This is a genomic window from Paenibacillus sp. FSL R7-0302 (assembly GCF_038006885.1).
GTDB lineage: Bacteria > Bacillota > Bacilli > Paenibacillales > Paenibacillaceae > Paenibacillus_AQ.
Map to the genome: position 1 here is coordinate 927,968 of NZ_JBBOWB010000002.1, position 20,799 is coordinate 948,766.

Sequence of the window (20,799 nt, forward strand, 5' to 3'; positions counted from 1 at the left end):
TGAACCGGGAGATTGGATGACATCCAGTCTCCTTTTTGCGTTATTTACAGCGTTGAATTCATTAAGGGGGAAACAGGTATGGCACAGACAGAATTAAAAAGAGAGCTTGCGAACCGGCATGTTCAGCTAATCGCCATCGGAGGTACGATCGGCACAGGATTATTCCTGGGCTCAGGCAAGGCGATTCAGCAGGCCGGGCCTTCCATTATGCTCACGTATCTGATCGTGGGGATTGCCGTGTTTTTTGTGATGCGGGCGCTGGGGGAGCTGCTGCTCTCGAAGGCGGGGTATCAGTCTTTTACAGACATTGCTGAGGATTACTTGGGGCCGCGCGCGGCCTTCATTACAGGCTGGACCTACTGGTTCTGCTGGATTATGACGGCGATGGCCGATGTGATTGCGGTGGGTGTCTATGTGCAGTACTGGTTCGATATTCCGCAGTGGGTGCCGGCCGTGATCTGCCTGATCATTCTGCTCGGGCTCAATCTGCTCACGGTCAAAAGCTTCGGCGAACTCGAATTCTGGTTTGCTCTGATCAAGGTGGTTACGATTCTGGCTCTGATCGGCCTGGGGATTGTCCTGCTGGTGACCCAGTTCAAGACGGATGCAGGCTCAGTGTCGGTCCGCAATCTCTGGGAGCACGGGGGCGTGTTCCCGAACGGGGTGAAGGGCTTCCTGTTCTCCTTCCAGATGGTGGTATTCGCCTATGTCGGCGTGGAGCTGGTGGGGGTATCGGCAGCGGAGACGGCTAATCCTGAGAAAAACATCCCGTCCGCGATCAACAAAATTCCGCTGCGGATTCTCTTCTTCTATGTCGGCGCGCTCTTCGTGCTGCTGTGCATTAATCCCTGGACCCAGCTTAGCGCGTCTGAAAGTCCGTTCGTGCGCACCTTCAGTCTGGTCGGCATTCCCGTCGCTGCGGGCATTATCAACTTCGTTGTGCTGACCTCGGCGGCCTCTGCCTGCAACAGCGGGATGTTCTCGACCAGCCGGATTCTCTACAATCTGAGCAGACGGAATCAGGCCTCCCCTCAGCTCGGTAAGCTGAACCGGAATCATGTACCTGCGAATTCCCTATTCATTTCTACTATAGTGATCTCTGCCGGGGCACTGCTCAGCAAGCTTATTCCGGGTCAGGCCTTCGGCATCGTGACTACGATCAGTGCCATTTGCTTCATCTGGGTCTGGGGCGTTGTGCTGGTCTGTCATATCAAGTATAAAAGGAACCGCCCGGACTTACATGCCGCTTCCAAATTCAAAGCGCCGTTCACCCCGGTAATTAACTATGCTGTCCTGGCGCTGTTCGCCACCATTCTGATCATCATGCTCTTTGCCGATGAGACCCGTCCAGCGCTGCTGTTCACCCCGCTCTGGTTCATCCTGCTGTTCGTTCTGTATTCCATTCGAAGCCGTAAGGAGAAAAGTGAACAGGAAATCAGTATAATCAATACATAAACTGATTTCAGGATGAAGAGGGTGCAGCCGCCGCATGAACAAGACAGACCGCATGTTAGCCATCGTACTGGAGCTGCAGCGCAAAGGGGTCGTACGGGCAGAGGATCTGGCGTCCGTCTTCGAGACGAGTGTAAGAACCATCTACCGCGATATCCAGGCGCTTAGTGAAGCCGGAGTGCCAGTGGTAGGAGCTACGGGTCAGGGATATTCACTGGTAAAAGGGTATTTCCTGCCCCCGGTCAGCTTCACGGCCGAGGAGGCAGTGACCCTGCTGATCGGAACGGATTTCGTGGAGCAGCGGTTCGACACTCAGTATGGTCACCAGGCCTCCGCAGCAGGCCGGAAGATTGAAGCGGTTCTGCCGGATGATGTCAAGGAGAATGCCGCCCGCATCCGCCAGAGCATCCGGCTGCTGAGTACCCGTAAAGATAGGCTGCAAGGACAGGAGAAGGAGTACATGGAGCAGATCCGACGCGCGATTCTGGAGCAGCGGAAGATCAGCTTCGGGTATACAAAGGGCAGACAGGAAGCTGACGGAAGTCACCGCAGTGTCCGAACCGCCTCGCCGTATGGACTTGTCCTGAACAGAGGCGCATGGACCTTGGTGGCCTGGTGCGGGCTGCGGCAGGAGATCCGTCATTTCCGCTTATCCAGAATGAGCGGGCTTACCATTCTGGATGACCGGTTCGAAGCACCTGCGGATTTTGATCTGCACGAGTACCAGCCGGAGGATGACCGCCATGTACGCGTGTGCATTTTGGTTCAGCCGGAGATAGCGGGCAAGGCGGCTGAATCCGGGAACTTTTATCTGGAGGAAGTGGAGGACCGGGCAGACGGCAGGCTTATGACCTTCCGCGTGCGCCAGCCCGAGGACCTGCTGCAATGGGTGCTTGGCTGGGGATCGGGGGCGGTTGTCCTGGAGCCGGAAGCCTTGCGGAAGCTTGTGCGGGCCGAAGCGGCGAGAATGCTGGAACGCTACTGACATAACGTTGTCAGGAGCGGTTGTGTATATTCAGGGCAGACCGAGGAATAAAGGAGCTGCCTGAATATTATGAATAAGAATCTTATAGAAGCTTTAGAGCATTTTGAGAAGACTGCGAATCACTATCTTATGGAATTAGATACCTTCAGTATGGAGCAACTGCTGCGGCAGCCTGGTGAGGGAGAGTGGTCGCTCGGGCAGATGGTCCAGCATTTGATACAGTCGGCGCTGTACATGCAGCTCCGTAATATCGATCAGTGTCTGGCCGGGAACGGGGAAGCGGCGGGGAATGAAGCAGAGATGACCCCGGAGGGTAAAGCAATTTTTGCCGGGGGCAGCTTCCCGCCTGTACGTGTTCATGTTCCGCCGTCACCGCAGTATACGCCGGTGCAGCCGGAGAGCAAGGAGCAGTTGATCCAGGGCCTGAACACGGTGGTTGAACGGATGCGGGAGACCTTGCCGAAGCTTGCGCAGGCACCTGAGCACAGTACCGTCCCTCATCCCCGGTTCGGCCCCTTGTCTGCGGCAGAATGGTATCTGCTGATCGAGATGCACTACCGCCATCACTTGCTGCAGCTGGACCGGTTGAAGGATGCAATAGCGGCAGGAGTACAATAGAGTTAAGCCGCAATGAGCGAAGGAAAGCCGAAGCCTGTCAGCAAAAGACTGACGGGCTTCGGCTTTTTTTGGTTGAAAAACCGCCCACACTAGGTACGCCGAAGGCGCGCGGGCCAGATGTGGTCGAAAAACCGCCCACACTGGGCACGCCAGCAAGTAGGCGGAGAAAATCAATTTTTAATTATTCATTTTTGATTAAAGGAGGTTTGTCATAAAATGTCGAACTTAACTCTTGATTTCGCTGTACCCTGAAGCCACCTGACTAAAAGGAGACTCACACCTATGAAAAACATCGTCCGCTCTCTTGAAGATATAGTGAATCTGGCACCGATTCTGAAAGCTGCCTTTCCATATGATATATCGATTGCTGTCTGTGATACCGTGAAGTTCCTTGCCTATTACCCCGGCGATTCCATCGATCTGGGGATTCGCGCCGGGCAGATTATTCACGCGGACGAACCTCTGTATCACGCACTAAAAAATGATAAATACTCAAGGGCCAACGTTCCCAAAGAGTATTATGGATACGAATTTGTGGGTACGGTCCTTCCGGTACATGGAGAGGATGAACGTGTCTGTGGGGCGGTCTGCATTCAGGTACGCAGACAGACCGAGCTGCGGGAAATTGCCGACCGGATGGCACTGTCCCTGAATCAGGCTAATGCGCGGATCATGCAGGTAGCGGGCGGGTCTAACCAGCTGGCCGGCTTCTCTCAGAAGCTGCTGGTCCAGTCAGAGTCGACAGCCCATAGTGTCCACAAAAGTAGTGAAGTGCTGGCCGTTCTGAGGAAGGTTGCCGACCAGACGCATCTGCTTGGAATTAATGCGGCCATTGAGGCCGCCCATGCCGGAGAGAGGGGCCGGGGCTTCGACATTGTCGCCAGAGAAATCCGCAAGTTCTCACAGGAGACCGAGCAATCCGCGCAGCGGATACGGGACACCCTGCGGGAGATCCAGGCAGCGATGAAGGGAATCGGCCAATCCATCGGTCAGATTGCCTCAGTGGGACAAGAGCAGGCAGCTTCAACGCAAGAGATGTCCAGCTTCATTGAGGAGATCCGGGCGATGTCTGAGCAGTTGAACGAGTTCGCGCAGAAGCTGTAAGGCTTGAGCAGAGAGGAAGCTGCCTGCATCGCTCCGTGAAGCTTACAGGTGTGCGATCAATGTGGCCGCCAGCGCCAGAAAGGCGGGGAGGCCTTGCATCAGCAGGATAGATCTCTTGGAAGTGAGTCCGCCATAGATGGCCGCAACCGCCACACAGATCAGGAAGAACAATTGCAGCTGGTACCCGAAGTCCGCGCTTGGATGCAGCAGCCCCCAGATTAGACCGGCTGCCAGGAAGCCGTTATATAAGCCCTGATTGGCTGCCAGCGATTTCGTCTCCTGTGCGAAGGCAGGGGTCAATCCGAACGCCTTCTGTGCTCTCGGGGTGGTCCACAGGAACATCTCCAGTACAAGTATGTACACATGCTCAAGTGCTACTAAGGCAACAAGAATTAAACTTACAGTCATCATAAGAAGTCCCTCTTTTCAAGTGATAGGAATTTACATTGCGCAAAATATAATTTTACAAACCTAAATATAACCAAATATTAGCCTTTTGTCAATTTATTGAATACATATTGTAAGGGAGGAAGGAAATGTACATCAGAACACTGGCCCCCCCGGACGCCGAAAGCTATCGTGCGCTTCGTTTGCAGTCGCTGCAGCTGCACCCGGAAGCTTTCCTTAGCTCTTATGAATCGGAAGCGAAGCTGTCTATCGAGACTACCCGGATTAGGCTGGATTCCTCCGATGAGCATTTCACCCTGGGCGCCTTCTTGGAGGGGGAGCAGAGGCTGGCGGGAATGGCTACCTTGTTCCGGGAGAGCAGGCCCAAGATTCAGCACAAAGCTAATGTCTATGCAGTATATGTAGATCCGGCTGCCCGCAAACATGGCGTGGGCCGCGCGCTGATGCTGGAGCTGATTGCACAGGCAAAGGCCGCACCGGGGCTGGAGCAGCTTACGCTGACCGTAACCTCCAATAACGCTCCGGCCAAAAGGCTCTACGAATCCCTTGGATTCGTCTGCTACGGCACAGAGCCAAGGGCGATGAAGCTTGGCAGCGAGTATCTGGACGAGGATCTGATGGTGCTGATGCTGTAGAACACAGCACAAACCCCTCCCGCATGTTCGCAGAAGGGGTAAGATAAATGACATATGTTGCTTACTTCGCAGACTTTCCGCTCAGGATGGCCTTCACCTGGCTGACCATTGCCGCTGCGTCAGCACTGGTGACCCCGTCCTGCGGACGGAAGCTTCCATCTTGATCCAGCTTCACGATGTTGAGGGCAAGCGCGGTCTGAATGGCTCCTGAGTTCAGGATATTGATCTTGTCGTTATCCTTGATCTCCACCGGGATCAGCTTGATCATCGGCAGTTGGCCGCTGGTCTGGAGCGTGTTGATGAGCAGATACGTGAACGATTCTCGGGTTACGCTCATATTCGGATCGATTTTGATCTGAAGATTCACCTCAGGCCCGGCAGCATCCTTGATGAACTGGACGGCCTCGGTTGCGGTGATTGTCTTGCTTACAGCACCGGGTGCCGGATGGGCCTTCAAATAATTCATGGCATTTCCGGCGATGGAAGCAGCCTCAGGACGGGTGATTGCCGCCTTTGGATTGAAGTTCCCGTCGGCATCCAGCTCCACAAAGCCAAGAGCAAGGGCGGTCTGGATAGCTCCCGAGTTCAGGATGTCGATCTGATCGCCGTCCTTCACGTCTACTGGAATGACATTAATCATCGGCAGTTGACCGCTGGTCTGTAACGTATGGATTAACAGATACGTGAAGGCTTCACGTGACATGCTGGCCGCCGGAGCAATCTTGATCTGCAGGCCGGCTTCAGGACCGACCGCTTCTTTAATAACCTTCACAGCTTGTTCTGCGGTCAGGACCTCATCCGTAGCAGCAGGGGCTGGATGTGCCTTCAGATAAGCGAGTGCATTGCTGATGGCTACTGCCGCTTCCGCACGGGTGATTTCCTGCTTCGGGTTAAGCTTGCCGCTACCATCCAGCTTCAGGATACCGTAATTCAGCGCACGCTGCAGGGCACCGGAGTATTCTACCTGCACCTGATCCTGATCGGCATACTCCACCACCACTGGCTTAATCATCGGCAGGCGGTTCGTGTTCTCCATCGCATCAATGAGCTGGTAGGTAAATTCTTCGCGGGTCAGCTTCTCACCAGGCTTCAAGTCCGCTGGCAGGTCCAGGCCGTGCACACCGGCAATAATCAGCGCCTGTGCATACCAGGCGGAGTCACTCGCGTTCTTGAAATAGTCGGTGGCATGCGGCTCCTTCACGAACCGGATCGTATCCAGATTCAGATCAAGCGCACTCACGATCATCTGCACCCCCTGGGCTGCTGTGATGCTGAGGCTCGGGCCGAACAGATCCGCGCTGATGCCTTTAATCAGTCCGCTGTTCTGAAGCGCGATAATCTTGTCTTTATCCTGCACGTTATGGATATCCTTGAAGGCTGCGGCCGAGGCGAATTGTTGTCCTGTGAAGCTGAGCGCCAGAGCTGCTGCTGCGGATAGGGTTATCATCTTGAATGTCTTCTTCATGTCCAGTCACCTCGCAAGAGTAGTTTGTGGTTTATTTGTGATCTTAGACGGCAGCTTAGTCAAAAAGGTTCCAGCAAAACTAAAAAAACAAAATTATAAAAAAAGCACTGGCCGCTTCGGGCTAGTGCCGTTTTCTCATACAAATCTCCTGCCATCTCATAAGCCATCCATACTGCTCATCACAGAATTCTTTCGATACAGACTGTAGGCCCTGGCAGCGGACAATGCGGGAGATAATCTGATAATGCCTTACCGCAATGAAGTCGAAAATCCCGTAGATCTCAATGTCACTCAGGGTTCGCACCTTACAATACCCGGTATAGATGCGTTCAAATAAACGCTGGGTAGCATCATACATAGAGTCGTGATATCGATTAAAATGAGTAGCGTCAGACATGTATGCCATGTCCATGCAGGGGTAGTCGCCGGAGGCATCATCAAAATCCATAAAGATATACTGTCCGTGGCTGTCCCTAATCATGTTGCCTGTATGAAGGTCGCCGTGGCAAAAGCCATGCGGGAGCTTTGACATACGGCCCCACAATTCATTTCCATATTGTTCAAGAGCAGCCACGGAGTTAGAATCACAGTCCAACTCGCTCATAATAGAGAGATAATCATCAATATATTCTTTTTTTGTCCGCTTAATCAGTTGTTTTTCAGGGTAATTCTGCATTAGCTTATGAAGCTCGGCTGTCTGGTAACCGATAAGCTCCGCTTCGGCTAGTCCATCAGGAGTGTCACCCTCTACATAGTCGTAGAGCACAGCGGTATGCCGGCCCTCCTGAGCTTCAAGAAGAATGTGATTCTTGTGTCCGGAAGTCCGTAGGACCGTCACAGCCGGAAAGGAATGAGCCTGCAAGTAGTCAAGAATTCGAAGAGACTGCATGGCATCGGCTGTTTTGAAGCTGCGGTATATTTTGAACACATAACGTTTACCCCCGCCCTCTGCAAAATAAACCGAGCCAATCATCTCCCTGTAAAGCTTGATCTGCTCAATACGTAACGAGTAGGATTGGTTAATCTCACGGATAAGATGATCATGGTTCATCTGGCAGCATCCCCTTTGAATGGCTCCAACTGCTATTCATTATCCTATGGGAGAAAGACAGGTGTATAGAGAAACATTAGTTATAATTATACCTCCGCCGCAACAATCTGATTCCGGCCCTGATGCTTGGCGGCGTACAGGGCTTTGTCGGCAGACTTGAACAGGTCGTTCAGGTAGGTGGTCGCATCCATGGCAGGCGGGATCTTGAATTCGGCGATGCTGAGCAGTCCCATGCTGATGGTGATGGACACAGGCTCATCGATATAATCGATGTGGATGGTATTGTGCTCAACCTCGGATTTCAGCTGCTCCGCCAGACGCCGCGCCTCGGCTCCATCCGTATCCGGCAAATAGATAATGAATTCCTCTCCGCCGTAGCGGGCCAGAATATCGGAGGGCCGCAGGCTGCGCTGCAGCAGCTCCACTGTGTTGCACAGGACCATATCTCCGGCCAGATGGCCGTGCTGGTCGTTGATTTTTTTGAAAAAGTCGATGTCGATCAGTATAATAGTCGAAGGTGTCCGGGTATCGCTGACCCGCAGCGCCTCCTGCTCCAATTGCTGCATCAGATAATGCCGGTTGTAGCAGCCGGTCAGGCTGTCGGTGATCGCCAGCTTCCTCAGCTTGCCGTTCGTCTGGAACAGCTCCTCCTGTACCTTCACCAGCGAGTCGTTGCGTTCCTTCAGGATGGCATTCTGCTGGTTCGTCTCATCGATGAGCCGCCGGATCTCGGTAACATTCTGGAAGGTGACAATCCGTCCGACCCGGCTGCCACTAACCATGATGGGTGCTGCATGAATACTGACAACCATTTGGATAAGGGGATACAGAATTTCCAGCTCGGCTGTCTCCAGCGGATACCCATGGTATTTCTCAAGGAAGGACTCGATCTTCATGGCAGGATCATCCGGCAGATAGCTGCTCATGTTGAACGCCGCACCCGTCACAAGCGGGATATAGGGATGCAGGGCATGATTGATCTCTACGACTTGCTCCTGGTCATCCAGCACGAGAATTCCGTATTCCATGGTATTGATAATATCCTGATGGGCGATAGTTACGATATCGAATACTTTGTCCTGGTGGATCGTAATCACAAAGAACGTAGCCGACACCACGATACCCAGCGAAGTGAAGCCCGGAATTACCGGCAGATAGTCATCCAGAATGACATTGAGAAGCACATCGATCATAAGGAAGACGCATAGGGCTGTAATGCCTTTGAGCATATACATAACCTGATTTTTGATCCGTGCAGCCTGATTAGAGGTCAGAGCCACGTAGATGACATACATGGACATGATGGCGTTAATCGCAAGTACGCTTATGCTAATCCAGAAAATAGGTCCGTAGATCCGCTCCACATACCCTCCGTTCACCGGACGGACGAACCATCCATAAGGATTGAGCACCACTCCGAGGGAGGTCAGTACTGCAGGGATCACCAGCGCGGACACTATTTTTCTACTCAGGAACTGGGATTGTCCCGCAAGCAGAATCGTGAAGAAGATCCAGCCCAGGCCCAGCAGGGAAGCATCCACGAAGGCAAGCTTCACATAAAAGAGCTGATAGAGAGGATCATCAACGGTTCTTATGGCAAACTGGCAGTAAGGCCAGATCAGCATGGAGAAATGGAACCCTAAATAGACCTTGTGCAGCTTGGTAATGGTGACCGTAGCCACGATATAGATGAGCAGCAGGAACAGAAGGAAGCACATAATCAGGTCAATCCAAGAGGCTAAGGCCAATATGTTACACCTTCTTGATTTTAATAGTATTTATTGATTTTTGTGGGTCTTAGGTCTTATATATTGTTTTTAATATATAATTAGCGTGTGCAGATTACAAGATTTTTAGATAAATCTATCGGAAAATATTGGATTGGGAGGGGACCACATGAAGTCTATTAGCGTGCAGAGTCTTGTAGAGAAATTCCATCTGGAGGTGCTGGCCGGAGCGGGCCGGATGGACCGGAACATCACCCGTCCAAGGACGCACAGACCGGGTCTGGAGTTTGTCGGTTATTTTGATTTTTTTCCGATGGAGCGGGTGCAGGTCCTTGGACGTAAAGAGATCAACTACCTGTTAACGCTGAGTGTAGAGGAGCGGATGCTGCATATTGGCAACATCGTCAAATACCATCCGCCCTGCTTCATCGTGACCAGCGGCCAGCAGGAGATTCCTTACCTGACGCTGTTCTGTGACCAGGAAGGCATTCCGCTGCTGCGGACGCCGGAGGTGACCACCGAATTCATCGCCAAGCTGGACAGCTTCCTGGTGAAGACGCTGGCGCCCGAACTGTCTATCCACGGGGTATGCGTTAACGTGTCGGGGATCGGTATCCTGCTGCGGGGCAAGTCGGGGATCGGCAAGAGCGAGACGGCGCATACGCTGATCCGCAGGGGCCACCGCTTCGTAGCTGATGATATTGTGGTGCTGAAGAAGCTGGGTCCGGCGACGCTCCTCGGGACCCACAATGAGACCACACGTGAATTCCTGGCCCTGCGCAGCATCGGCCTGATCAACGTCGTGCGGCAGTACGGGCGGCGGGCGTTCCAGGATGAGACGCGGATTGTGCTGGATATCGAGCTTGCCCCCTGGCAGGAGAATTCACTCAACAATGAGCTGGAGCTGGTGCCCCAGTTCACCGAATATCTCGGGGTGCAGATCCCGCATATCGAGGTCCAGCTTCAGCCGGGCCGCGATGTAGCGGGTCTGATTGAAGCGGCTGCGAACAACTGGTATCTCAAGCAGCTGGGCTACAGCGCGGTGGAAGAATTCATGCAGCGGATTGAGGACGGGATGCAGTCTTAAAGGACGACAGGGAATGAAGGCCAACACTCCTGGGTAACTTAGAGGAAAGACAGCAAGGGAGTGTGTCCTTAAATGGCGAGAAGAAGCAGAAAGTATGCTGTACCAGGGTCCGCCCAGGGAATGCAGACATTCAAAGCGGAGGTTATGCGGCAGGAAGGATATCACGTAGATCCGAATCACCCGGACGATGTGAAATACGAGGTGGCGAAGGAACTGGGCATCCCGCTGCAGGCCGGTAATAACGGTAAGCTGACGACCGAATCGGCGGGACAGATTGGCGGCCGCATCGGAGGCTCCATGGTTCGTGAGATGGTGCGTCTGGCACAGGAGCAGCTGGCGGGTAAGCAGAAGTCGTAGCATGCGCTCTAAGATTTTTATGCCGCATTGCAAAAGATCCCCTTTCTTAATCAGAAAGAGGATCTTTTTTGGCATGTGCTGACTGTAGTTAAAGCTGCAATTACGGTTCAAGGTACAGGCTGCCGCTGTAATATCTGTACTCTGAGTTAATCTTAAATCCGGCACGGAGATAGAGATTCAGCGCCCGGACATTCCCGGTGACAACACTTAGGCGAATAACCGGGTAAGGCTTCTGCAACAGGATACCGACGGTCTGTCTTAGCACCTTCCCGCCAGCCCCCTTCCCCTGATGGGAAGGCAGGATACAGAAATTATGAATAAAAGCCGTATCCTCATTGATATAGTTGACCCGGATCAGGCCGATTCGTTCACTCCCTGTCCAAGCGATATACGTTATCCGCTCTGGCTCATCCGTCTGTGTGAAGTACTTGCGCGTATCGTCTTCCGATTCTCCGAAGGCCTGGGAGGAGCAGGAGACTATGAATTCGAAATCCTCAGGCGCAGCGGGAAGCAGGATTAGCTCTGAAGGAAACGTGCTGGCGGAATTCATACCGGCGTAGGACATGGCGTATTCTGACCGGTCAAAATCCCCGCCCAGGGCCTGCGCCGCCCATAGTCCTGTCTGCGAGCTGGCGGGAATTTTGTAGCTGAGCAGGTGTACGCCAAGAGGCTCAATGTCTGCTCTGGCACGTTTCACAAGGCTGCGGAACACACCTTGCCGGCGGTAATCCGGATGGACCATGGCATTGATCTGTGCATAATCACTGTCCGCAGCGAACCAGCTAAGCAGGCCAATGAGCTGATCTTCGCAGTAACAGAGCAGGGCATGGTCGCCGTCTTCCTTGACGAGATGCTCTAGATCGGAGCTTAATTGGATAGAATCGGCTTGGCTGCACTGCTGCTCTAACGCCTTAATGTCCGCTGCCTGCTGCTTAGAATGGTAGGTCATTGGTATAATGTTATTCAATTGGAGAAGCCGCTGGAACTCCGCAACATTCTCCAGAATGCCGTCCGGCGCAAGATCATAGGCCTGACTCTGGAAGGTGGGTAGCCAGCGGACAGCGTAGGTCCGCATTCCGGCAGCCTTGCCTGCGAGAATATCCGCATTGCTGTCCCCTACGAATATGGCCTGGGATGGTTCAATGCCCAGTGTTCGCAATGCCGATTGTATACCTTCGGGATCAGGTTTTGGCTTCGCGACATCATCGCCGGTAATCGAGATATCGAAGAAATGCTCCAGATCCAGCGCTCCGGCCGATATCTGATAGGCCCGCCTGCTTTTACCGGTAATGACTCCAAGCTTCATTCCCCGAGCCTTCAAGGCTTGAAGTAATCCAAGGATGTGTGCATTATTCTGGAATTCTTCGGTGTGTCCCAGCTTATATATTGAATAATAATCCTCTATCGCTTGTGGAACCGAAGCCGGATCTGTGAAATTTCCGCTGATGATGCCTTCCTCGGTGGGACCGAACATCGCGACAAGCTCATCGCGGGTGACCTCTCTCAGGTCATATTGCTTAAATACAGCCTGGAAGACACGAAAGGATAACGGCAAGGTGTCTGCCAGGGTTCCATCGAAATCAAACAGCACAGCTTGAATGGACATAAAGACAGGGCCTCCTCTCCCTTGGGTTCATGCGGGTGGGACGGTACCCCAGCATCATTATGAAGTAGGCGTGCCCTGAAGCAGGCTGTTTCTGTAATTCATGAGCGGGGCCAGCCAGACCATGCCGGTTCCCCGGTACACGTTGACCAGGCCTTCGCCTGAGGCGGCGGAGCCCAGACGGGTCTTGCCTGACTTCTCGACCGTGAAGTCCAGAGAGTTGGACCACATGAGGGCAAAATTCCCGTCCACCTTCAGCACATCATTCTGCAGCTCGACCACGACAGCCTCCTCGGAAGGAATGGGAGCTTCGAGGGCAAGAATCCCTTTGCCGCGCGCGCTCAGGTTGAACAGCCCTTCACCGCCGAGGACGGCAGAGGAGATGTTCTTGCGTGCCGCAACAGAGATGTCGAGCGTAGTCTCACAAGCCAGGAACATGCCGTCATCGATTACGATATGGTCGTTGTCCACATCAATCAGCCAGAGGTATTTGTAGGTGGTCTCCAGCAGGATGGTTCCGGTTCCCTTGTAGAGCGGCTTGACTGCACTGGTTCCGGTTGCCGCCCCGGATAGCATATTGCGCATCAGTCCACCTACGCCCTTGATGCCGGAGGTCATCTCGATATTGCCGATCATATACTGCATGGCTCCGGCACTGAGCATCACCTCATTGTTATTCAGCTCAATCATCAGCTGCTTGTTGCGCATATTGCTCTTGCTCATGAAGAAGTTGGTCTCTGCTTCATACCGGGTAGTGGTGCTGAGATCCTCTTTGTATTCGATGATGCTGAAGCCGCCTAGCTGCTCTTTAATGATAACGTTGGAATTGTCCTTCAGATTATTAATGGTAAAAGCCATGGATACCCGCTCCTTCGGTAGCTGTAGTTATGCAATTCTGTGCATCATGCCTTCAAAGCATACGTATTCGACACTTCTCGCGGGTATCCTTGAATTCCGGGAGAAAAAACGCATACAATAATTCCTTTACTTCTAATATCAGGTTAGCGTAATGTTCTAAGTATAGTGCTCAGAATACAAACGTATCTCTTGACACCAGCATTAGAACCGAAAGGAAGTTAGCCTTGTTTGAGACGCTGCTGCTCAATTTTTTGTTTATGCTGTTTCCGGTGCTGATATTTCTGATTTTCTTCGAAAACAGGCCCCACGCCTACAATCATAAGATTCTTGTACTGCTCATCGCCGCCACCATGATCCTGTGTATCGCTAAGCCGATCCGGCTGGAGACCGGGTTCATCTTTGACTTGAGGTATGTTCCGTTTGTGATTGCGGCCTTGTATGGAGGGTACAAACATACCCTGCCCTTATATGTGATTCTGAATGTGTACCGTTTCTACATAGGCGGTGAGGGAACCGTCCAATCTTTACTTTTTTCGACAGCAGTCCTCATTCTGGTTCCTTCCATAAGCGCCAGATTTCTCCGTTCTAAGCCCAAGGGACGGATCTTGTGGGCTACCTCCATCGTGGTCCTGACTATGGGCTGTTATCTGATCATTCTGGGCCGGATCATGGATAAGCTGGATACCCAGTTCTGGACGCTTGCCTTCTATGCCTTAACTACGCATGCGGTGGTCATGGTGATCCTAATGATCCTGCTGGAGCAGATCCTGGCGAATCTCAGGAACCGTGAGCGGATTATGCAGTCGGAGCGGCTGAATGTGGTCAGTGAGCTGGCGGCCAGCGTCTCCCATGAGATGCGCAATCCGTTAACCGTGACCAGCGGTTTTCTCCAGCTGCTTAATCTCTCCAAGAACCTCACACCGGAGGAGAAGGGGTACGTCGAGCTGTCACTGCTGGAGCTGAACCGGGCGGAGAAGATCATCAGCGATTATCTGTCTTTTGCCAAGCCGCAGTCGGAGAGCCGGGTCTACTCCAACCTGATGGCTGAATGTGAATACACCAAGAATGTGATCCTGCCGTATGCCACGATCCACAAGGTTGCGGTTGAATTCAGCTTCAACAACCCGCTTAGCACCCATTATGACAGTAATGGGATGCAGCAATGCCTGATTAATCTGTACAAGAATGCGATTGAAGCGATGGATGGGGTGGAGGATGCGGTCCTGTCTATTTCTGTCTTCGCGAGCGGGCAGAATATTATCATTACCATCCGCGACACCGGTGTCGGAATGACCAAGGATGAGATCTCGCGCCTGGGCAAGCCGTATTACTCCACCAAGGCAGACGGGACAGGGCTCGGAATGGTCATGGCCTATAACACGATTAACAAGCTCAAGGGGCGTATTGAGGTCACCAGCGAGAAGGGCAAGGGAACCGTCTTCCGGATCATTATCCCGGCCTAGCGCACGGCAACAGTGGGAAACTTGGTGTGAAAATGATAAAGTATCTCTAAGAGAACTTGGAACTATTAACCGGGAGGCTATGGGTAATGAGAGAAGAATTAATCGCGCAATTGAACGCTTGGCACGAGGCGGACGAATATGAAGAAATCGTATCCCGCATCAAAGAGGTGCCGACACCGCTGATCGATGAAGAGCTGGCGGTACATTTGGGCCGGGCGCTCAACAATCTGGGCCGCTACCGGGAAGCGCTTAAATGGTTCAACAAGGCAGCGGATCAGGGTAAAAAAGATCCGCTCTGGCATTTCCGCGTCGGCTACGCCCACTATTATCTGGACGAGTACGATCAGGCGATCAAGGCGTTCAAGAAGGCAAATAAGCTGGACCCTGAGGATCAGGATACTATCGAATTCCTGGAATGGAGCCGCAGTGAGAAGGCGGCGCTGGCCGCTGCGGACGAGGATAGCGAGGATGCAGAAGAAGCTGCCGAAGCGGATTCCGCTTCAGATGCCAGCCCTGATGCAGAACCGGATGCGGCAAAAGGGACTAAGCACTAGGGCTTGACGGCCGGTCTGGCCGAAGCATACAATGAAGGTCAATCTTATCAAAGAGGTGAAATGGATGCCATTCCGTACCGTCGCAAGGAACTAGTTATCGGGCTGGGTAGAACGCGTACCAGCCACCAAGGGGGAGGTCTGTCCTCTTGGTCACAGCTAACTGGATTTTTGTACGGTGCCTGGAAGGTCATTCTTTGTGAGCCGGGACACTGAGTTATTCCGCTTGAAGACTATACTGCCGGGGCAGGAGTCTTTGGCGCGGGGTGGCGAGGAGAGTTCCCGGCTTTTTTGCCATATTCTTATGTATAAGATTGGAGATTGTGATCATGTTAAAGAAATGTCTTGTCCACCTCAGAGGGTGGGCCGCTCTGTATATAGGTCTCGGCTTCGCCATTCAGCTCTTAAGCAGTCTGGGCATTGTTGTCTTTCAGCGGATTCTGGATCAGGCGGTGGCGGGAACGGGCTTCCGTGAAATCTTATATGGGGTTATCTTTTACGGCATACTGCTCGGCCTGAATGTCCTGCTGAATTATGCGGATGAATATCCCAGCGCTTATCTATCGAACAGCATCACGGAAAGACTGAAGATTATGGCCTTGTCCAAAATCTCCAGAATGGATTATTCCGCCTATCAGAACATGGGCACAGGCCAGATGATCAAGGTGATTGAGAACGGCGCGGCGGCCGGGAACAGCATTCTGTTTTCTTTTATCCTCCACACGCTGCATGAGCTGCTGCCTACGATTCTCTTCAGCCTGCTCTTCATCAGCTACTATGACCTCCGGATCATGCTGGTGATTGCGGGCGGGTACGTGGTCATCTTCCTGTTAACGAATGTTCTGCTCAAAGTGCTCTACCGGATCAAGGAATCGGTGCTTATGCAGCAGGAGGCCATGTCCCGGTACGGGGTCCGCGGCTTCATGGAGCTGGTCGTCTTCCGCACCAACAAGAAGTACGCGCAGGAGATCGGCAGACTGAACAAGGCGGCACAGCAGATCATCAGGCAGAGCGCGAAGCTGCAGATGATTCATGAATCCTTCTTCGCCTTATTCGAATTGTTCATTACGGTCATTAAGGTAATCGTGCTGCTGTACGGCGTGAAGAATGTGGTCTCCGGGCAGGCTTCTGTCGGGGTCATGGTCGCGCTGTTCATGTTCATTGAGAAAATCTATACGCCGATCGCCATCTTCAACGTATTATTCGTCGGCTATAAGCTGAACAGGGTGACCTATCAACGGTTCGAGGCCTTCCTGAATGCCCCCGAGGACCGGAATCTGGAGCAGGGCAAGGCGCTTGCGCACCTACAGGGCAGCATCGAATTCAAGGAGGTATCGTTCAGCTATGGAGAGGTGCAGGTGCTGGACCGGCTGTCCTTCTCGGTTGCGCCCGGAACCTCAGTAGCTCTGGTCGGCCTAAGCGGCAGCGGTAAGTCAACAGTCATTAAGCTGATTACGGGCCTGCTCAAAAAAAGCGGCGGACAGCTGCTGGTCGACGGCACGGATATCGATGAGCTGAGTCTCGACAGCTACTATGATCACATCTCTTATCTGTCACAGGACAGTCCGATCTTCGACACTACCATCCGGGGAAACATGGTGTTCGAGCAGGACGTCCCGGATGAAGAGCTGTATGCGGTGCTGGACAAGGTTCATCTGAAGGAGAAGGTACTGGAGCTGCCGGAGAAGCTGGAGACGCGGGTTGGGGAGCGCGGGCTGAAGCTGTCGGGCGGGGAACGGCAGCGGCTGGCTTTTGCCCGGGCGATCCTGCAGAAGCGGAATCTGATCATCCTCGATGAGCCGGTATCGGCACTGGATAATATTACGGAGCGCAGCCTGATGGAGACGGTGTTCGCGGAGTTCAGGCATAAGACGGTCATTATTATCGCGCACCGGCTGAATTTCATCAGCGGCGTGGACCAGATTCTGGTCATGGAGCAAGGCAGGCTGGCGGGGGAAGGGGATTTCGATTCCCTGATCCGGGACTGTTCATCCTTCCGTACGCTGTGGAATAACGGCAGGGGGCAAACGGATTAAACTATCTTTTACCTTGTGGACAATCCTGGGCCTGAACTATGCTGGGGACAGATAGAACTTGAAGGTGAGGGTATGCGTATTATGAATCCGGTACTGTCCAGGATGAGGCTCGAAACGGAGCGGTTAATCATCCGTCCCTATATGGAAAGTGATCTTATGGCTTCATTCGAGCTGATGCAGAACCCGGAGGTGCTGGCCTTCATGCATATGGAGGTCATGCCGCTGCATGAGTATGAGGGGATGTTCCGCTGGCTGATGTTCAGCTATCATACGCCGTTCGAGCTGCCGTTCAAATATTCATTCGCCGTCTGCGATAAGGCCACCGGCCGGCTGATCGGCTGGTGCGGGACCGGCGTGCTGGAGTTCAGGGCGCCGGATGCGGAGCTGTATTATCTGATCGGGCGCGAACACTGGGGCCGGGGCTATGCTACCGAAGCCGCTGCGGCGATGGCGGACTACGCCTTCGGTGTGATCGGACTGGAGCAATTATATGCCAAGGCAGATCCGCGCAACACCGCATCGCTCGGGGTGCTCCGGAAGCTGGGCTTCCGGGTGGAGCAGGAGCTGGCCGGATTAACCGGCGATTATGAGGACTGCAATGGGGAGCTGCTGCATGTGCTGAGGAAGGAGCGGTTGATGGAGCGGCTTAAAGGTGGGAAGTGACCATAAGCTGAGCAGGCGGGCGATGAACTGAAGAGGGTTATGCGTGAAGGATGCGCGTAATATATAATCGGAAGAAGATCGGAAGAAGATCGGAAGATTAGAGATTACAGCTTGCTTTGCCGTATTTTAATAACAGGTGCCGTCCTTATAGGATGGCACCTGTTGTGCATGAGCAGGACTCCTATCGCTATCTTATGCAGGATTGCAGCAGTTTTGTAGACTGATTGTATTTTCTGCAATAGAATTCGCACTTTGCTAAGCTAAATGATCATCTGTTGTATTTCAGAGACAATTTCATAATTCAAAACCCTTGCTATACCTGGTTTTTTTGAGCATAGAAAAAGGAGTACCTCCCCAAATTCTCGAAGTTATAGGCGACGAAACCAACACCCGAGAAGAAAAGAGGTAATCCCCATCTATTCTATTCGACAAGAAGAACTGTTTTCCTTCGAGGAATTGCTCCAAATGAGTCCAGAAGATAAATACAGCCAAATCTTTGAACACTTACATTTAGCTCCAGTTCTGTTCGCACTGGGGAAAAAGAACCATCGCGGACGGCCTGAAAAATTAAACGTACCTGCCATGATCTACTCGCTGCTGATTGCAAAAATGGAGAACATCGAGTTTGTCTCTGCCTTGGTCCGGCGACTGAATCATAGCAACGAATTTCGAGTCCAGTGCCGGTTCACCGGCTCGGATAACATTCCAAGTCAGGCCTCCTATTCCCGTTTGATTCATGCGCTGGAGCAAACGGGAATGCTGGAACAACTTCAGGATCGCCTAGTCACGTCTGCCCTAGAAGAAGGCTTTGTGAGCGGAACCCATCTGGCTGTGGATTCCTCCATGGTCGAGGCTTGGGATTGCCAATTTAGCGAATCGGCCTCCAAGCGTCGTGCAGCTCGCCGGGGGCAAAAGGAAGGCGAAGCTTCGGTGGCCGAGCAAATTCAGCTCGAACATCCCGAGCCTGAGCCTAAGGTGGCGAACGAGCCGCTGAAGAAACCCAGATATAGCAAGCCCGGCCGTCCATCCCAGGCGGAAAAGGAACGTCGGCGCGAGGAAATGGAAGCCTATGAACAAAGTCTCGGACCGTTCCAGAAAACCATTGAAGCGATGTTGCCGTACCCGTACGATGAACTACTGACCGCGTTGCCCCGGCATGCTGCGCGTTGTGACAAGAAAAATACGAAGGGCCGAATGACCAGCTATTACGGGTTCAAGGCGAATCTGCTGGTCGACACGGACAGCCAGTATATCCTCAGCGGCCTCTTTAGTTCGGCCAATCCGAATGACCAGCGTATGGCGGTCGTCCTTCTCAAAGGCCTGCTCCTGAAGTTTCCGATGCTAAAGGTCAAGCATATCTTGGGCGACAAGGGGTACGATTGCGCGGCGGTCTACCAGCTGATTCATTCGCTCGGCGCCTATCCTGCGATTTCCCTGATTCACCACAAAGACCCGCCTGCGGGAATGAATCTGGATTACACGCCGGTGTGCGCTCAAGGGCATGCGTACCGTTACGACAGTTTTGATGCCAAATATGAGACCCTGAAGTACACCCGGCCTAGTGAATGCAAAGGCTGTGCGCTTTCCGGTACCGAATGCCAAAAAGTGTTTAAAATTCGAATCCAAACGGATTTGCGTTTACACACCTATCCCGCCAGAGGTAGCGAAAGTTTTACAACACTGTACAAGAAGCGTACGGCCGTGGAGCGTGTATTTGCCTATCTCAAAGAGTATTTCGGGATGAAGCGCACACGCCACCGCGGTGTCCGGGCAAGTGTCGATTTCCAGCTCAGTACGCTCGCGTACAATTTGAGTAAGTTTGCGTTAGACAAATTGAACCAGCAGTTGAGGAATTCCCAGCAAATCGCCTGATTTTTTAAAAATGTGACCTTAGATTTTGGCCTAATCTTGCTATTTAACAAATTGAATTATGAAATTGACTCTTTCATACAATGGCTTTCGTGAATTCTGCCCGTGGGCCCTGATTTTTCCCGATTCTGCTGTACAGAGTGCAACAGATTTGATTTTTAGAACAATTTCGGGGTCAGCTAATGTACAAAGTGCAACAGAAGTAGAGTGCAGCCAGTTCTGAACCCGCACACAATTCAGGCATAAGTGTGCCTAGATAAGACAACTTACGTTCGCGGATTAACTCTAACCTGTGCGCCCTTGCCGCTGGTCTGCAGGCCGGAGGCCTTGGTTCCGGCTTCCTTCAGATCGGCCACGAGCCGCTCCAGCACTGCCTTCGCAGCGGCGGCCTCCTTGGCGCCGGAGGACTTCACGACAAGCTGCACCGGCTTGCCGGAGCGCAGATGCTTGTCCGCCTGACGCAGCTTCGTGTCGTAGTCATGCTCTTCAATATGGGCAGTGAAGCGCAGCTCTTTCACCTTCTCATTACTGCCGCCGCCTTGCGGACGGCTGGTATCGCCCTTGCGGACAGCTTGCGCAGCCGCTTTGCCTTTGCCCTTGGCAACCAGGCTGCAGGGCGGCGGGCTGCTCATCAGCGAGGTGCAGACCAGGTCGGCCCCTGCGGCTCTGGCCTTGGACAGCGCCTCGCTTCTGGATACGGTGCCGAGCTTCTCGCCCTTCAGCCCGGTCAACTCTACCTCGGCTGCCTTAATCTGTTCATTAATCAGTACGGCCACGGAAATGATCCTCCCTTTGCGGATATGATATAGCTATCATATATGGAAGCGGCCAGGGCTTCAATAACGGCTGCCGGATGCTTGCAGCAGC

The 20,799-nt window shown here is 52.9% G+C and carries 19 protein-coding genes; 12 read left to right on the top strand and 7 right to left on the bottom strand.

From position 1 onward, the window contains the following. The first annotated feature begins 78 nt into the window (after positions 1 to 78). From MKY96_RS29900 to MKY96_RS29915, 4 genes are all read left to right on the top strand, one after another. On the top strand, positions 79 to 1,455 hold the full coding sequence (locus MKY96_RS29900) for an amino acid permease (RefSeq protein ID WP_340946171.1): 1,377 nt from the start codon (positions 79 to 81) through the stop codon (positions 1,453 to 1,455). A gap of 34 nt (positions 1,456 to 1,489) precedes the next feature. Then, positions 1,490 to 2,437, top strand: a complete 948-nt coding sequence (locus MKY96_RS29905) for a helix-turn-helix transcriptional regulator (protein ID WP_340946174.1) — start codon at positions 1,490 to 1,492, stop codon at positions 2,435 to 2,437. 69 nt (positions 2,438 to 2,506) lie between these two features. Beyond that, positions 2,507 to 3,055, top strand: a complete 549-nt coding sequence (locus MKY96_RS29910) for a DinB family protein (protein ID WP_340946176.1) — start codon at positions 2,507 to 2,509, stop codon at positions 3,053 to 3,055. A gap of 282 nt (positions 3,056 to 3,337) precedes the next feature. Further along, entirely contained in the window at positions 3,338 to 4,159 is an 822-nt protein-coding gene (locus MKY96_RS29915) for a methyl-accepting chemotaxis protein (protein WP_340946178.1), read from the top strand. A 42-nt stretch (positions 4,160 to 4,201) separates the two neighbouring features. On the opposite strand, the gene MKY96_RS29920 is transcribed toward MKY96_RS29915, so the two are convergent. Continuing rightward, a complete protein-coding gene (locus MKY96_RS29920) occupies positions 4,202 to 4,570 on the bottom strand; it encodes a DUF1304 domain-containing protein (RefSeq protein WP_036722850.1) in 369 nt (122 codons plus the stop codon). A gap of 125 nt (positions 4,571 to 4,695) precedes the next feature. On the opposite strand from MKY96_RS29920, the gene MKY96_RS29925 reads away from it, so the two are divergent. Beyond that, complete coding sequence (locus MKY96_RS29925; protein ID WP_340946179.1) at positions 4,696 to 5,202, top strand: GNAT family N-acetyltransferase; 507 nt, start codon at positions 4,696 to 4,698, stop codon at positions 5,200 to 5,202. Between the two features lie 61 nt (positions 5,203 to 5,263). Here MKY96_RS29925 and MKY96_RS29930 read toward each other — a convergent pair whose 3' ends face one another. From MKY96_RS29930 to MKY96_RS29940, 3 genes are all read right to left on the bottom strand, one after another. Further along, entirely contained in the window at positions 5,264 to 6,667 is a 1,404-nt protein-coding gene (locus MKY96_RS29930) for an S-layer homology domain-containing protein (RefSeq protein WP_340946181.1), read from the bottom strand. A 121-nt stretch (positions 6,668 to 6,788) separates the two neighbouring features. Further along, on the bottom strand, positions 6,789 to 7,718 hold the full coding sequence (locus MKY96_RS29935) for a phosphotransferase enzyme family protein (protein WP_340946182.1): 930 nt from the start codon (positions 7,716 to 7,718) through the stop codon (positions 6,789 to 6,791). A gap of 86 nt (positions 7,719 to 7,804) precedes the next feature. Then, positions 7,805 to 9,466: a histidine kinase N-terminal 7TM domain-containing diguanylate cyclase gene (locus MKY96_RS29940; RefSeq protein ID WP_340946184.1), complete on the bottom strand. Its 1,662-nt coding sequence runs from the start codon at positions 9,464 to 9,466 to the stop codon at positions 7,805 to 7,807. A 148-nt stretch (positions 9,467 to 9,614) separates the two neighbouring features. On the opposite strand from MKY96_RS29940, the gene hprK reads away from it, so the two are divergent. Beyond that, a complete protein-coding gene (gene hprK, locus MKY96_RS29945; protein WP_076080767.1) occupies positions 9,615 to 10,532 on the top strand; it encodes an HPr(Ser) kinase/phosphatase in 918 nt (305 codons plus the stop codon). 72 nt (positions 10,533 to 10,604) lie between these two features. Further along, entirely contained in the window at positions 10,605 to 10,889 is a 285-nt protein-coding gene (locus MKY96_RS29950; protein ID WP_036722845.1) for an alpha/beta-type small acid-soluble spore protein, read from the top strand. Between the two features lie 100 nt (positions 10,890 to 10,989). Here MKY96_RS29950 and MKY96_RS29955 read toward each other — a convergent pair whose 3' ends face one another. Both MKY96_RS29955 and MKY96_RS29960 read right to left on the bottom strand, forming a co-directional pair. Next, entirely contained in the window at positions 10,990 to 12,495 is a 1,506-nt protein-coding gene (locus MKY96_RS29955) for a GNAT family N-acetyltransferase (RefSeq protein ID WP_340946186.1), read from the bottom strand. Positions 12,496 to 12,552: 57 nt separating this feature from the next. Further along, positions 12,553 to 13,350: an AIM24 family protein gene (locus MKY96_RS29960; protein ID WP_036722844.1), complete on the bottom strand. Its 798-nt coding sequence runs from the start codon at positions 13,348 to 13,350 to the stop codon at positions 12,553 to 12,555. A 224-nt stretch (positions 13,351 to 13,574) separates the two neighbouring features. Between MKY96_RS29960 and MKY96_RS29965 the strand changes: the two genes are divergently transcribed. The 5 genes from MKY96_RS29965 (at position 13,575) to MKY96_RS29985 (ending at position 19,935) form a co-directional block, all read left to right on the top strand. After that, positions 13,575 to 14,813 carry an ATP-binding protein gene (locus MKY96_RS29965; RefSeq protein WP_340946188.1) on the top strand — a complete coding sequence of 413 codons (1,239 nt, stop codon included), beginning with the start codon at positions 13,575 to 13,577 and terminating at the stop codon, positions 14,811 to 14,813. An 86-nt stretch (positions 14,814 to 14,899) separates the two neighbouring features. Then, positions 14,900 to 15,367 carry a tetratricopeptide repeat protein gene (locus MKY96_RS29970; protein ID WP_340946189.1) on the top strand — a complete coding sequence of 156 codons (468 nt, stop codon included), beginning with the start codon at positions 14,900 to 14,902 and terminating at the stop codon, positions 15,365 to 15,367. A gap of 326 nt (positions 15,368 to 15,693) precedes the next feature. Beyond that, positions 15,694 to 17,400, top strand: a complete 1,707-nt coding sequence (locus MKY96_RS29975) for an ABC transporter ATP-binding protein (RefSeq protein ID WP_340946190.1) — start codon at positions 15,694 to 15,696, stop codon at positions 17,398 to 17,400. 102 nt (positions 17,401 to 17,502) lie between these two features. Beyond that, the gene (locus tag MKY96_RS29980; protein ID WP_340946801.1) at positions 17,503 to 18,063 is read left to right on the top strand and encodes a GNAT family N-acetyltransferase; all 561 of its coding nucleotides are present in this window, start codon (positions 17,503 to 17,505) and stop codon (positions 18,061 to 18,063) included. Between the two features lie 465 nt (positions 18,064 to 18,528). Next, positions 18,529 to 19,935 (top strand): transposase, encoded by a 1,407-nt coding sequence (locus MKY96_RS29985; protein WP_340940833.1) that lies wholly within the window; start codon positions 18,529 to 18,531, stop codon positions 19,933 to 19,935. A gap of 263 nt (positions 19,936 to 20,198) precedes the next feature. On the opposite strand, the gene infC is transcribed toward MKY96_RS29985, so the two are convergent. Further along, positions 20,199 to 20,708 (bottom strand): translation initiation factor IF-3, encoded by a 510-nt coding sequence (gene infC, locus MKY96_RS29990; protein ID WP_076080779.1) that lies wholly within the window; start codon positions 20,706 to 20,708, stop codon positions 20,199 to 20,201. Between the last annotated feature and the right edge of the window lie 91 nt (positions 20,709 to 20,799).

Bases quoted from the DNA above. Each gene is read 5' to 3' on its own strand.
- MKY96_RS29900 (WP_340946171.1), top strand. From the start codon at position 79: ATGGCACAGACAGAATTAAAAAGAGAGCTTGCGAACCGGCATGTTCAG.
- MKY96_RS29905 (WP_340946174.1), top strand. From the start codon at position 1,490: ATGAACAAGACAGACCGCATGTTAGCCATCGTACTGGAGCTGCAGCGC.
- MKY96_RS29910 (WP_340946176.1), top strand. From the start codon at position 2,507: ATGAATAAGAATCTTATAGAAGCTTTAGAGCATTTTGAGAAGACTGCG.
- MKY96_RS29915 (WP_340946178.1), top strand. From the start codon at position 3,338: ATGAAAAACATCGTCCGCTCTCTTGAAGATATAGTGAATCTGGCACCG.
- MKY96_RS29920 (WP_036722850.1), bottom strand. From the start codon at position 4,570: ATGATGACTGTAAGTTTAATTCTTGTTGCCTTAGTAGCACTTGAGCAT.
- MKY96_RS29925 (WP_340946179.1), top strand. From the start codon at position 4,696: ATGTACATCAGAACACTGGCCCCCCCGGACGCCGAAAGCTATCGTGCG.
- MKY96_RS29930 (WP_340946181.1), bottom strand. From the start codon at position 6,667: ATGAAGAAGACATTCAAGATGATAACCCTATCCGCAGCAGCAGCTCTG.
- MKY96_RS29935 (WP_340946182.1), bottom strand. From the start codon at position 7,718: ATGAACCATGATCATCTTATCCGTGAGATTAACCAATCCTACTCGTTA.
- hprK (WP_076080767.1), top strand. From the start codon at position 9,615: ATGAAGTCTATTAGCGTGCAGAGTCTTGTAGAGAAATTCCATCTGGAG.
- MKY96_RS29950 (WP_036722845.1), top strand. From the start codon at position 10,605: ATGGCGAGAAGAAGCAGAAAGTATGCTGTACCAGGGTCCGCCCAGGGA.
- MKY96_RS29955 (WP_340946186.1), bottom strand. From the start codon at position 12,495: ATGTCCATTCAAGCTGTGCTGTTTGATTTCGATGGAACCCTGGCAGAC.
- MKY96_RS29960 (WP_036722844.1), bottom strand. From the start codon at position 13,350: ATGGCTTTTACCATTAATAATCTGAAGGACAATTCCAACGTTATCATT.
- MKY96_RS29970 (WP_340946189.1), top strand. From the start codon at position 14,900: ATGAGAGAAGAATTAATCGCGCAATTGAACGCTTGGCACGAGGCGGAC.
- MKY96_RS29975 (WP_340946190.1), top strand. From the start codon at position 15,694: ATGTTAAAGAAATGTCTTGTCCACCTCAGAGGGTGGGCCGCTCTGTAT.
- MKY96_RS29980 (WP_340946801.1), top strand. From the start codon at position 17,503: ATGAGGCTCGAAACGGAGCGGTTAATCATCCGTCCCTATATGGAAAGT.
- MKY96_RS29985 (WP_340940833.1), top strand. From the start codon at position 18,529: ATGAGTCCAGAAGATAAATACAGCCAAATCTTTGAACACTTACATTTA.